The sequence below is a fragment of the Lysobacter arseniciresistens ZS79 genome, from assembly GCF_000768335.1.
Classification (GTDB): domain Bacteria; phylum Pseudomonadota; class Gammaproteobacteria; order Xanthomonadales; family Xanthomonadaceae; genus Novilysobacter; species Novilysobacter arseniciresistens.
Genome location: NZ_AVPT01000001.1, coordinates 11,699 through 23,711, shown reverse-complemented (window position 1 = coordinate 23,711; position 12,013 = coordinate 11,699). Strand labels below are relative to the sequence as shown.

10 protein-coding genes and 2 tRNA genes are annotated in these 12,013 nt (G+C 68.8%); 7 read left to right on the top strand and 5 right to left on the bottom strand.

What is annotated here, in order from left to right; translation table 11 throughout:
• Window position 1 precedes the first annotated feature (1 nt).
• Complete coding sequence (gene guaA, locus N799_RS14995) at window positions 2-1,567, top strand: glutamine-hydrolyzing GMP synthase (RefSeq protein WP_036206109.1); 1,566 nt, start codon at window positions 2-4, stop codon at window positions 1,565-1,567.
• A gap of 58 nt (window positions 1,568-1,625) precedes the next feature.
• Here the strand turns inward: guaA and N799_RS00100 are convergent, their stop codons facing one another.
• Window positions 1,626-2,405 (bottom strand): YggS family pyridoxal phosphate-dependent enzyme, encoded by a 780-nt coding sequence (locus N799_RS00100; protein ID WP_036206106.1) that lies wholly within the window; start codon window positions 2,403-2,405, stop codon window positions 1,626-1,628.
• A 54-nt stretch (window positions 2,406-2,459) separates the two neighbouring features.
• Here N799_RS00100 and tadA point away from each other — a divergent pair, with 54 nt between their 5' ends.
• A complete protein-coding gene (gene tadA, locus N799_RS00095; protein ID WP_036206638.1) occupies window positions 2,460-2,954 on the top strand; it encodes a tRNA adenosine(34) deaminase TadA in 495 nt (164 codons plus the stop codon).
• Here the strand turns inward: tadA and N799_RS00090 are convergent.
• On the bottom strand, window positions 2,951-3,421 hold the full coding sequence (locus N799_RS00090; RefSeq protein ID WP_238978666.1) for a DUF2721 domain-containing protein: 471 nt from the start codon (window positions 3,419-3,421) through the stop codon (window positions 2,951-2,953). The genes tadA and N799_RS00090 overlap by 4 nt on opposite strands.
• 73 nt (window positions 3,422-3,494) lie before the next feature.
• On the opposite strand from N799_RS00090, the gene orn reads away from it, so the two are divergent.
• Complete coding sequence (gene orn, locus N799_RS00085; protein WP_036206103.1) at window positions 3,495-4,073, top strand: oligoribonuclease; 579 nt, start codon at window positions 3,495-3,497, stop codon at window positions 4,071-4,073.
• 21 nt (window positions 4,074-4,094) lie between these two features.
• On the opposite strand, the gene N799_RS00080 is transcribed toward orn, so the two are convergent.
• Together N799_RS00080 and ppsA are read right to left on the bottom strand one after the other, a co-directional pair.
• Window positions 4,095-4,988 carry a mechanosensitive ion channel family protein gene (locus tag N799_RS00080; RefSeq protein ID WP_052100807.1) on the bottom strand — a complete coding sequence of 298 codons (894 nt, stop codon included), beginning with the start codon at window positions 4,986-4,988 and terminating at the stop codon, window positions 4,095-4,097.
• A 100-nt stretch (window positions 4,989-5,088) separates the two neighbouring features.
• The gene (gene ppsA / locus N799_RS00075) at window positions 5,089-7,467 is read right to left on the bottom strand and encodes a phosphoenolpyruvate synthase (RefSeq protein WP_036206101.1); all 2,379 of its coding nucleotides are present in this window, start codon (window positions 7,465-7,467) and stop codon (window positions 5,089-5,091) included.
• Between the two features lie 130 nt (window positions 7,468-7,597).
• On the opposite strand from ppsA, the gene ppsR reads away from it, so the two are divergent.
• From ppsR to N799_RS00055, 4 genes are all read left to right on the top strand, one after another.
• Window positions 7,598-8,419, top strand: a complete 822-nt coding sequence (ppsR, locus tag N799_RS00070; protein WP_036206098.1) for a posphoenolpyruvate synthetase regulatory kinase/phosphorylase PpsR — start codon at window positions 7,598-7,600, stop codon at window positions 8,417-8,419.
• Between the two features lie 104 nt (window positions 8,420-8,523).
• Window positions 8,524-9,018, top strand: a complete 495-nt coding sequence (locus N799_RS00065) for a DUF1249 domain-containing protein (protein ID WP_052100805.1) — start codon at window positions 8,524-8,526, stop codon at window positions 9,016-9,018.
• A gap of 44 nt (window positions 9,019-9,062) precedes the next feature.
• Window positions 9,063-9,138 (top strand) — tRNA-Ala (locus N799_RS00060).
• Between the two features lie 64 nt (window positions 9,139-9,202).
• Window positions 9,203-9,278: transfer RNA gene (locus tag N799_RS00055), tRNA-Glu, on the top strand.
• A 45-nt stretch (window positions 9,279-9,323) separates the two neighbouring features.
• On the opposite strand, the gene N799_RS00050 is transcribed toward N799_RS00055, so the two are convergent.
• The gene (locus N799_RS00050; protein WP_036206095.1) at window positions 9,324-11,951 is read right to left on the bottom strand and encodes a membrane-bound PQQ-dependent dehydrogenase, glucose/quinate/shikimate family; all 2,628 of its coding nucleotides are present in this window, start codon (window positions 11,949-11,951) and stop codon (window positions 9,324-9,326) included.
• Window positions 11,952-12,013: the final 62 nt, after the last annotated feature.

Below are 12,013 nucleotides of genomic sequence, written 5' to 3'. Positions count from 1 at the left end.
CATGACCGACATCCACAGCGACAAGATCCTCATCCTCGATTTCGGCGCGCAGTACACGCAGCTGATCGCCCGCCGCATCCGCGAGATCGGCGTCTACTGCGAGATCTGGGCCTGGGACCACGACCCGGCCGAGATCGCCGCGTACGGCGCGAAGGGCATCATCCTGTCGGGCGGCCCGGAGTCGACCACGCTGCCGGGCGCCCCGCGCGCACCGCAGGAGGTGTTCGACAGCGGCCTGCCGATCCTTGGCATCTGCTACGGCATGCAGACCCTTGCCGCGCAGCTGGGCGGTTCGACCGAAGCGGCCGATGCGCGTGAGTTCGGCCACGCCGAAGTCGAACTGGTGGCCCATGACGCGTTGCTGGGCGGCCTGTCCGACCACGGCGGCGCGCCGCGCCTGAACGTCTGGATGAGCCACGGCGACCACGTCGCCACCGCGCCGCCGGGCTTCACCGTCACCGCCAGGACCGACCGCATCCCGGTCGCGGCGATGGCGCACGAGGACAAGCGCTGGTACGGCGTGCAGTTCCACCCGGAAGTCACCCACACCCTGCAGGGTCAGACCCTGCTGCGCCGCTTCGTCACCGAGATCTGTGGCTGTCAGACGCTGTGGACCGCCGCCCACATCATCGATGACCAGATCGCCCGGGTGCGCGCGCAGGTTGGCAGCGACGAGGTGATCCTCGGCCTGTCCGGCGGCGTCGATTCGTCCGTGGTCGCCGCACTGCTGCACAAGGCGATCGGCGAGCAGCTGACCTGCGTGTTCGTCGACACCGGCCTGCTGCGCTGGCAGGAAGGCGACCAGGTGATGGCGATGTTCGCCGAGCACATGGGCGTCAAGGTCATCCGCGTCGACGCCGCCGACCGCTACTTCAAGGCGCTGGAAGGCGTCAGCGACCCGGAGGCCAAGCGCAAGATCATCGGCAACCTGTTCGTCGAGATCTTCGAGGAAGAGTCGGGCAAGCTGAAGAACGCCCGGTGGCTCGCGCAGGGCACGATCTACCCGGACGTGATCGAGTCGGCCGGCAGCAAGACCGGCAAGGCGCACGTCATCAAGAGCCACCACAACGTCGGCGGCCTGCCCGAGCACATGAAGCTCGGCCTGGTCGAGCCGCTGCGCGAGCTGTTCAAGGACGAGGTGCGGCGCCTGGGCGTCGAGCTCGGCCTGCCGGCACCGATGGTCTACCGGCACCCGTTCCCGGGCCCGGGCCTGGGCGTGCGTATCCTCGGCGAGGTCAGGCGCGAGTACGCCGAGCTGCTGGCCAAAGCCGACCACATCTTCATCGACGAGCTGCGCAAGGCCGATCTTTACGACAGGACCAGCCAGGCGTTCGCGGTGTTCCTGCCGGTCAAGTCGGTCGGCGTGGTCGGCGACGCGCGTGCCTATGAATGGGTGATCGCGCTGCGGGCGGTCGAGACGATCGACTTCATGACAGCGCACTGGGCGCACCTGCCGTACGAGTTCCTCGGCAAGGTTTCCAATCGAATTATCAATGAGTTGCGAGGCGTTTCTCGCGTCGTTTATGACATCAGCGGAAAGCCGCCCGCGACGATCGAGTGGGAGTGAGAGCGCCGGCAGGCGCCAAGCGGACACCACGCAGGGCCACGGAAACGTGGCCCTCGTCTTATCCGGTGCTGGGCCAGTAGTGGCTGTCGGGCAGGGCGCGGGCACCGAAGATCGCCTGGCCGACCCGTACCACGGTCGCGCCTTCCTCGATGGCCAGCTCGAAATCGCCCGACATCCCCATCGACAGGTCGTCGAACGACAAACCGGCCGGGGCCTCCTGGCGCAGGCGCTCTTGCAGGTCGCGCATGCGGACGAAGCACGGACGCACCCGGTCGGCGTCGGCCGAGAACAACGCCAGCGTCATCAGTCCGCGCACCCGTAACGACTGGAACGCCGGCAGCCCGCGCACGAACGCCGGCACCTCCTCCGGCGCCAGCCCGAACTTGCTTTCCTCGCCCGAGCTGTTGACCTGAACCAGCACGTCCAGCGAGCGCCCCTCGATCTGCAGCCGGCGGTCCAGCGCCTCGGCCACGCGCAGGCTGTCGAGCGCCTGGAACTCGTCGGCGAACCGCGCCACCAGCTTCGCCTTGTTGGTTTGCAGGTGGCCGATCACCGACCAGCGCACGCCCGGTAGATCCGCCATGACCTCGGCCTTGTGCGCGGCCTCCTGCACCTTGTTCTCGCCGAACTCGCGGCAGCCGGCCTCCCACGCGAGGCGCATGCGGGCCTCGTCGACGGTCTTGCTGACCGGCAACAGGCGCACCGTGGCGGGGTCGCGGCCGGCACGCTGGCAGGTCGCCTCGATGCGGGCGCGCACCGCGGCGAGGTTGGCGCGGAAGTCGTCCACGGTGGACGCGTGGCGCGCGGCGGCGGGGGCGGGGGCGGGCTGGTCGGACATGCGGGGATTGTAAGCCGCGCGGTATCCTGCCGGCCCGCCGCCACAGTGCCGACCGTGGACAACCCGCCAGACCCATCGACCACCGCTGACGAACGCTGGATGCGCCATGCGCTGGACCTGGCGCGCCGGGCCGAGCACGAGGACGACGAGATCCCGGTTGGCGCGGTGCTGGTCTCGGCCGATGGCGAGGTGCTGGGCGAGGGCTGGAACCGCAACATCACCGAGCACGACCCGACCGCGCATGCCGAGGTCGTCGCGATGCGGCAGGCCGGCCGGCGCATCGGCAATCACCGGCTGCTCGGCAGCACGCTGTACATCACCCTGGAGCCGTGCGCGATGTGCGCGATGGCGATGGTCCACGCCCGCGTCGCGCGGGTGGTGTTCGGCGCGTTCGACCCCAAGACCGGCGCTGCCGGCAGCGTGTTCGACCTGCTGGCAGACCCACGCCACAACCACCGGGTCGAGGTCCGCGGCGGCGTGCTCGGCGAGGAGGCCGGGCGGATGCTCGGCAACTACTTCCGACGCAAGCGCGGCAAGCCGCCGCTCTAGAGGGCGCCGCCGGCCCGCGCGCGGGTATGCGAGCGGTCCATCTCCTCGTTGAGGATGGCCAGCGCAATGGTCGACTCGCGCGAGAGCAACAGGCTGGATGCGAACAGCCCGAGCACGCCGAGTATCGCGAAGGTGGTCGGCAGCAGGCCGGCCGGCGACGGGACGAAGGCCTCCAGCACCACCATCAGGCTGGTGGCGACGAAGAAGCTCAGCGACAGGTAGAGCATCTGGTTGGCACGCAGGATCAGCCCGCTGCGGCGTCGCTGGCGCGTCACCCGGTGGTCCAGCCACTGCAGCTCGTCGGGGTCGGTGGTCTGCTCCATTTCCTTCATCAGCTGACGCAGGCGGTCGACCACCCGTGCAAGGCGGTTGCTCGCGGAGATCAGCAGCGACCCGGTGGCCGTCAGGAAGAAGGCCGGGGCGAGCATCGCGGTCAGGACGGCGTACTGGGAATCGGTCGGGATCACGGTTCCGGCCGCGGCGCGGCGGTGGCGGGAGGGCGTGGGATATCATGCCGCTTCACGTGGGAGACGGCGAGCGATGGGCACACGGACAGGCAACGAGCAACGGCTGATCTGGATCGATCTGGAAATGACCGGCCTCGACACCGCCAACGATTCGATCCTGGAGATCGCCACCGTCGTGACCGACGCCAACCTCGAAATCCTCGCCGAGGGCCCCGAGCTGGCGATCCGCCACTCGCTGCAGCGGCTGGAGGCGATGGACGACTGGAACCGCAACCAGCACCGCAAGTCCGGCCTGTGGGCGAGGGTGCTGGAGCAGGGCGTGCCGATGGCCGAGGCCGAGGAGCGCACGCTGGCCTTCCTGGCCGAATGGGTGCCGGCGAAGGCGTCGCCGATCTGCGGCAACTCGATCTGCCAGGACCGCCGGTTCCTGCACCGGGAGATGCCGCGGCTGGAGCAGTACTTCCACTACCGCAACCTCGACGTCAGCACGCTGAAGGAGCTGGCACGCCGCTGGGCGCCGGAGGTTCTGGCCGGGGTCGGCAAGGAGGCGCGTCACACCGCGCTCAGCGACGTGCACGACTCGATCGCCGAACTGAAGCACTACCGCTTCTTCATGGGCCGGCTGGGCGGGATGGAGCCGGCCGAGCTCTGACCGCGCCGGGCCGCGCTCTTTTCAGCGTGGTTCGGGAGCCGGGTTTTCGCCGGCGCCTTTGCGCGCCGTCGCCGCCCCGGCGGCATGGCGGTACACGTGCACGTCGCGCTGCGGATACGGGAAGCTGATGCCGGCGGCGTCGAACGCCTTCTTGATGCTCTCGTTGAGGTGCACCTTCACCGCGAACCAGTCGCCGTTGGCGGTGTGGCAGCGCACACCGAGGTTGACGCTGTTCTCGGCCAGTTCGTACACCACCACGTCGGCCTCGGGCTCGGCCAGCACGCGGTTGTCGGCGTTCATGATGTCCATGACGATCGCGCGCGCGCGGTCGATGTCGTCGTCGTAGCCGATGCCGATCACCAGCTCGACCCGGCGGTGCACATCGGGGGTGGAGTTGATGATCGAGTCCGACGTCACCAGGCTGTTGGGCAGCACGATGGTCTGGTTGTCGGCGCCGCGCAGGCGGGTCTGGAAGATGCTGATCGCCTCGACGGTGCCGCCTTCGCCGTTGATGTTCACCACGTCGCCGACGCGGAACGGCTTGAGCGCCACCAGCATCACGCCCGACGCGATGTTCGACAGTGAGTCCTTGAGCGCCAGGCCGATCGCCAGGCCCGCCGCACCAAGCACGGCGATCATCGAGGTCATCGGCACGCCGACAACCTGCAGCGACGCCAGCACCAGCACGATGGTCAGCACGACCGTCGAGACCTTGCACAGGAACTGCAGCGCGGTCGCATCCAGATCGGTGCGGGCGAGGGCGCGGTCGATCACCTTGACCAGCCACGCGACGATGTAGCGGCCGACCAGGAACAGCAGCAGCGCCAGCGCCACCCGGATGCCCAGGCCGACCAGGGCCTCGGTCCATTCGCCGGCACGGGCGTAGTCGATCCAGCTCAGGCTGCGGTCGGGCATGGGGCCTCCAATGGGAGCGGTCTCCGGAAGTACGAAGCCCCGCGTGGGCGGGGCTTCGCTTTGTTGCGGTGATGGTGACGCCGCGGGCGTTATCGGCCCGTCATGCCGCGCCGGCCTTCGCCTTCGCCAGCCGCAGCCAGGTGTCGACCACGGTGTCGGGGTTGAGCGACACCGACTCGATGCCTTGCTCCATCAGCCACTCGGCCAGGTCCGGGTGGTCGCTCGGCCCCTGGCCGCAGATGCCGACGTACTTGCCCTTGGCGCGAGCGGTCTGGATCGCCATCGACAGCAGCTTCTTGACCGCCGGGTCGCGCTCGTCGAACAGGTGGGCGACGATGCTCGAGTCGCGGTCCAGGCCGAGGCTGAGCTGGGTCAGGTCGTTGGAACCGATCGAGAAGCCGTCGAAGATCTCGAGGAACTCGTCGGCCAGCAGCGCGTTGGACGGCACCTCGCACATCATGATGATCTTCAGGCCGTCCTTGCCCTGTTCGAGGCCGTTGGCGCGCAGCACTTCGACCACCTTGCGGCCCTCGTCGAGCGTGCGCACGAACGGGATCATCACCCAGCAGTTGGTCAGGCCCATCTGCTCGCGCACCTTCAGCACCGCGCGGCACTCCAGCGCGAACGCCTCGGTGAAGCTCGGATCGACGTAGCGGCTGGCGCCGCGGAAGCCGATCATCGGGTTCTCCTCGTGCGGCTCGTAGCGGCTGCCGCCGATGAGGTTGGCGTACTCGTTGGACTTGAAGTCGCTCAGGCGCACGATCACCGGGTTCGGCGCGACCGACGCGGTGATCGTGGCAATGCCCTCGGCCAGGCGATCAACGTAGAAATCGACCGGGTCGCCGTAGCCGGCGATGCGCTCGTCGATCTTCTTCTTCGTCGCCGCGTCCTGCTGGTCGTACTCCAGCAGCGCCTTGGGGTGCACGCCGATGTGGCTGGCGATGATCATCTCCAGCCGCGCCAGGCCGACGCCGGCATTCGGCAGCATGGCGAAATCGAACGCGCGCTCGGGATTTGCGACGTTCATCATCACCTTGAGCGGCGCCGGCGGCATGTCGTCCAGGTCGGCGGTGTGGCGCTCGAAGGGCAGGGCGCCCTCGTAGATGAAGCCGGTGTCGCCCTCGGCGCAGCTGATCGTGACGGTCTGGCCGTCCTGGATCGTATCCAGCGCGTTGCCGGTGCCGACCACCGCCGGCACGCCCAACTCGCGCGCGATGATCGCGGCGTGGCAAGTGCGGCCGCCGCGGTTGGTGACGATGGCGGCCGAGCGCTTCATCACCGGCTCCCAGTCGGGGTCGGTCATGTCGGCGACCAGCACGTCGCCGGGCTGTACGCGGGCCATGTCGTCGAGTGAACGCACCACCCGCGCGACACCGCTGCCGATCTTCTGGCCGATCGCGCGGCCTTCGCAGATCACCGGGCCGCGCTCGCCGAGCTGGTAGCGCTCGATCTGGGTCGCCTTGGCGCGCGACTTCACCGTCTCCGGACGCGCCTGCACGATGAACAGCTTGCCGGAGACGCCGTCCTTCGCCCACTCGATGTCCATCGGGCGGCCGTAATGCTTCTCGATGGTCAGCGCCTGGCGGGCCAGCTCGTGCACGTCCTCGTCGGAGATCGAGAACGCGTTGCGCAGCTCGGCCGGGGTGTCCTCGGTGCGCACGCGCTCGCCCGGCTGGTCGGAGTAGACCATGCGCAGCTGCTTGGCGCCGATCGAGCGACGCAGGATCGCCTGCTTGCCCTGCGCCAGCGTGGGCTTGTAGACGTAGAACTCGTCAGGGTTGACCGCGCCCTGCACGACCATCTCGCCCAGGCCGTAGCTCGAGGTGATGAACACCACGTCGCGGAAGCCCGACTCGGTATCGAGCGTGAACAGCACGCCCGAGGCGCCGACGTCCGAACGCACCATCAGCTGCACGCCGGCGGAGAGGAACACGTCCTCGTGCTTGAAGCCGTGGTGCACGCGGTAGGCGATCGCGCGGTCGTTGTAGAGGCTGGCGAAGACTTCCTTGACCTTGTGGACGACGTCGTCCTCGCCGGTGACGTTGAGGAAGGTTTCCTGCTGGCCGGCGAAGCTGGCGTCGGGCAGGTCCTCGGCGGTGGCGGAGGAGCGCACCGCAACCGCGACGTCACCGCCGCCGTTCTCCGCGCACAGCGTGCGGTAGGCCTCCCGGATGTCCTTGTCGAGCGCCGGCTGCAGGGGGGCGTCGATCACCCAGCCGCGGATCTCGCCGCCGGCCTTCGTCAGCGCGCCAACGTCCTCGACATCGAGCGAGGCGAGGCGGTCGAAGATGCGCTGGTGCAGGTCGTTGTGGGCGATGAAGTCCTTGAACGCCTCGGCCGTGGTGGCGAAGCCGCCGGGCACCGAGACACCGAGGTTGGCAAGGTTGCCGATCATCTCGCCGAGCGAGGAATTCTTGCCGCCGACGCGGGCCAGGTCGTTGAGGCGCAGCGCGTGCAGCCAGAGGATGTTCTCGTTCAAGCGGGGTCTCCGAAGGGTCCGACACGCCGACCGGCGCGGCCAAGCGGATATGATCGCTCCTGCGCCGGGGCCATACAAGGTTGATCCGGCGGGGTTTTCTTGTTGATCGACGATGATGGCGAGGGTTTCGATGGCGAACGTCAGGCCGGTTTTCTATGTTTCCGACGGCACCGGCATCACCGCCGAAACCATCGGCCACAGCCTGCTGACGCAGTTCACCGACACCCAGTTCGTCAGCGAGCGCATTTCCTTCGTCGACAGCGTCGAGCGGGCGCGTGAGGCGGCCGAACGGATCAAAGCCGCCGCCGAGGTGCACGGGATCCGCCCGATCGTCATCAACTCCTGCATGGACAGCGAGGTCAGCGAGGCCATCTCCGAGAGCGGCGCGCTGATCCTGGACGTGTTCGCGCCATTCATCGAGCCGCTGGAGCGGGAGCTGCAGGAGGGACGCCAGCGCCACGTCGGGCGGGCCCATGCGATCGTCGACTTCGAGTCCTACCACCACCGCATCAACGCGATGAACTACGCGCTGACCCACGACGACGGCCAGGCGGTGGACTACGAGGATGCCGACGTGATCCTGGTGGCGGTGTCGCGGGCCGGCAAGACGCCGACCTGCGTGTACCTGGCGTTGCATTACGGCATCCGCGCGGCCAACTACCCGCTGACCGAGGAAGACCTCGAGCACGACCGCCTGCCGCCGCGCCTGCGACCCTACCGGCAGAAACTGTTCGGCCTGACCATCGACCCGGTGCGGCTCCAGCAGATCCGCCAGGAACGCCGGCCGAACTCGCGCTACGCGAAGCTCGAGACCTGCCGCCGCGAGGTCGCCCAGGCCGAGGCGCTGTTCCGCGCAGAGCGCATCCCGACCCTCAGCACCACCCACACCTCGATCGAGGAGATCTCCAGCAAGGTGCTGTCGACGCTGGGCATCCGGCGCGAGATGTTCTGAGCCGCAGCCCGGCGCGCGGGCGGGCGGGCAAACCCTGAACCTACGTCCGGCCGGATAGGCCGTCAACGCTGCCGCGCAGGACGGGCCGCGTGTAGCATCGAGCCATGAACCCGTTGGCCCGCCGCCACGCGCGGATACCCACCCTGAGCCGGCTCGGCTGGCTGATGGCGCTCTATTCGGAGAACCACGGCCGGCTGGCCGCGATGTTCGCGCCGGCGGGGCTGGAGCCGGGCTGCTTCGTCTCCAGCGTCGGTGACGGGCTCGACCTGCGTATCGAGGTGCTGGAGCAGCACCGCTACACCACCGAGCTGCGCCTCACCTACGCCATGCCCGACCCGGTGACCGGCGAGCCGGACCCGTCGGCGTACCTGCGGCAGTACCACGACGCCCGCCAGGTGGAGGCGACGCACTGCTACGTCGGCCGCCGCTGGCAGGACGTCATCGGCATGTATCCACCGCCGGCGGAGCTCATCGGACACCGCTTGCGGATGAACACCTTTCTGGGAAAATGGCTGCAGTACCTGTCCGAACAGGGACACGGTGTGGCCACGTTGAGGCCGGCCGAAAAAAGTTTCACCGGAATGCAAAAGATTGCTTGACGACTTCGGGAACCGTCCTTAAGCTTGTCGACTTTCCAGCACGTGGGGCCATAGCTCAGCTGGGAGAGCGCTACAATGGCATTGTAGAGGTCGGCGGTTCGATCCCGCCTGGCTCCACCACTTCAAAGGTTCTTCGTTACCCGGCTGAGTGAAAGCAGCCGACCAAGGTGCGGAAAACCACTGCGTCCCCATCGTCTAGAGGCCTAGGACACAACCCTTTCACGGTTGCGACCGGGGTTCGAATCCCCGTGGGGACGCCACTTCGCTACAAGCATCAAGGGCTGCCGAAAGGCGGCCCTTTTTGTTCACTCGCTTTCGTCGACGTCATCCGCATCCAGCGCATAGGCGATGACATGGTCGCCGGTGTCGGTGCCGAGCGAGCCGTGTCCGCCGGCGACCACCAGTAGGTATTGGCGGCCGTCGGCGCCGAGGTAGGTCATCGGCGTTGCCTGGCCACCCGCGGGCAGGCGCTCCTCCCAGACCTGCTCGCCGGTGGTCACGTCATAGCCGCGCACGTAATTGTCGACCGTGCCCGAGAGGAACGCGACGCCACCGGCAGTCATGATCGGCCCGCCGATGCCGGGCACGCCCATCCTGAAGGGCAGGGGCAGCGGGGTGAGGTCGCGCACGGTGCCGTTGCGGTGCCGCCAGATGATCTCGCCGGTGGTCAGGTCGGCCGCGGCGACGTAGCCCCACGGCGGGGCCTGGCAGGGAATGCCGAGCGGCGACAGGAACGGCGCCATCTCCACCGCGAACGGCGCGCCGAAGTTCTCGTTGAGGCTGGGCAGCGGGCTGTGCGGCGGCACGCTGCCTTCGCTCACGTACAGCTTCTCGTCGTTCTCGCGCGGGATGAGCCTGGAGGTGAAGGCGAGGTAGGTCGGCATCGCGAACACGATCTGCCGTTGAGGGTCCACCGCGACGCCGCCCCAGTTGAAGACGCCGAAGTTGCCGGGGTAGACCAGCGAGCCGCCGGTCGTCGGTGGGGTGTAGCGGCCTTCGTAGCGCAACTGCTTCAGCCTGATCCGGCAGACCAGCTGGTCGACCAGGGTTGCGCCCCACATGTCGGCGCCGGTCAGCGGCGGCGGATTGAACGACAGCGCCGAGACCGGCTGGGTAGGCGCCGTGTGGTCGCCGGCGGCGGCGCCCTGCGGTGCGGGGACCTCGCGGACCGGCAGCAGCGGCTCGCCGGTGCGGCGGTCGAGCACGTAGATCTCGCCCTGCTTGGTCGGTTGCACCAGCGCGGGTACGGTGCGGCCGTCGATGGTCAGGTCGACCAGGCCCGGCTGCGCCGGCACGTCGTAGTCCCACAGGTCGTGGTGGACGGTCTGGAACACCCAGCGCACCTGCCCGGTGGCGAGGTCCAGCGCGACCACGCTGCTGGAGAAACGCTCGACCGCGTCGCTGCGCTTGCCGCCCCACTGGTCCGGCGGCTGGTTGCCCAGTGGCACGTAGACCAGGCCGAGGTCCTCGTCGACGCTGGAGATCGACCAGCTGTTGGGCGAGTTTTCGGTGTAGGTCTCGCCGGGTGCGGGCGGCGTGGTGTCGCCTGGATTGCCGGAATCCCAGGCCCACACCAGCTCGCCGGTGTCGACGTCGAACGCGCGGACCACGCCGGACGCGTCGTGGACGGTGACGTTGTCGAGCACGGTGCCGCCGACGACAATCAGGCCCCGCGTCACCACCACCGGCGAGGTCGAGTAGTACGACCCGGGGTTGATGTTGGGCATGTGCTGCCACAGGTTGATCTGGCCGCGGCCGTTGCCGAACTCCGGACAGACTCGGCCGTTGTCGGGGTTGATCGCGAGCAGGCGGCCGTCGGACGTCGGCATGAACAGTTGCGCGCTGCAGCGCTCGGCGACCGGCAGCGACGCGGTGGCGACGGGTGCGCCGGTGGGGTTTGGCGAGCCGGTGGGGGCCCCGGTTTCGGCCGCGGCGTCGCTACGAACTACCGGTACCGCGGCTTCATCGCCGGTCCCGCCGTTCGCATCAATGGCGGGAACGCTCCGCGTGGCGACAGGCGCGTCCGGGGGGTCTTTGCTTGTCGCCGCGGAAGCCTGTGGGTCGTCCGTGGCAACCGGCCCGGGGTGGTACGACAGACCGCGACAGGTCAGATGCTGCAGCGCCAGTTCCCCCTGGATCTCCGGGTCCAGCCGCCAGATCTCCTCGCCGGTGGTCGCGTCCAGTGCGATGACGAACTGGTGCGGCGTGCACAGGTAGAGACGGTTGCCGATCTTGAGCGGGGTGACCTCGAAGGTCGTCTCGACCGGGTCGCCGGGCTGGCCGGGGACGTCGCCGGTGCGATAGGTCCAGGCGACATCGAGCTCGTCGACGTTCCGCGGCGTGATCTGGTCCAGCGGCGAATAACGCTGCCCGTGGGGGGTGCGACCGTAGACCGGCCACTCGCCGGGTGGTACTTCCGCCGGAGTTGCAGCGATGCCGGCACGCGCGGCCGGCGCCTCGCCCTCGATGCGATGCGGATCGGCCATCCACGACGCGACCGATACCAGCAACACGGCAACCACCACGCCCGCCAGCAGCCACGGCTTGCCCGCGCGCGCCCGCGCGACGCCACCGGGCGGAGGCAGGTCGGAGCCGACCGGACGCAGCGAGCGCCGCACCCATGGCAGCAGCAACCACAGCCCGAGCAGGAACGGCAGCCCGAGCCGCGTCGCCAGCGGCCACCAGTCCAGCCCCGCCTCCCACAGCGACCACGCCAGCGTGCCCAGGAGCACCAGCGCGTAGGCCGGTATGGCGGCCGCGCGCCGCATCCACAGCAGCAGCGCGACGACGACGAAGCCGACGCCGGCAACCAGGTAGAACCACGACCCACCGAGCAGCACCAGCCGGATTCCCCCGGCCGAGAGGGCCAGGCCGATCAGGGCGAACACCGCGCCGGTGAGCCACGGGGCGCGGGGTGACTTTGCGGCATGCATGGGCTGTCCCTCCGGGATCGACCCTGCGACCTTCGCCCCGCACATGTTTGCGGAGCGTGCAA

Coding starts and splice junctions, on each gene's coding strand:
- N799_RS00050 (WP_036206095.1), bottom strand. CDS start 11,951: ATGCATGCCGCAAAGTCACCCCGCGCCCCGTGGCTCACCGGCGCGGTG.
- N799_RS00080 (WP_052100807.1), bottom strand. CDS start 4,988: ATGCCCGACCGCAGCCTGAGCTGGATCGACTACGCCCGTGCCGGCGAA.
- N799_RS00065 (WP_052100805.1), top strand. CDS start 8,524: ATGAACCCGTTGGCCCGCCGCCACGCGCGGATACCCACCCTGAGCCGG.
- N799_RS00100 (WP_036206106.1), bottom strand. CDS start 2,405: ATGTCCGACCAGCCCGCCCCCGCCCCCGCCGCCGCGCGCCACGCGTCC.
- guaA (WP_036206109.1), top strand. CDS start 2: ATGACCGACATCCACAGCGACAAGATCCTCATCCTCGATTTCGGCGCG.
- orn (WP_036206103.1), top strand. CDS start 3,495: ATGGGCACACGGACAGGCAACGAGCAACGGCTGATCTGGATCGATCTG.
- ppsR (WP_036206098.1), top strand. CDS start 7,598: ATGGCGAACGTCAGGCCGGTTTTCTATGTTTCCGACGGCACCGGCATC.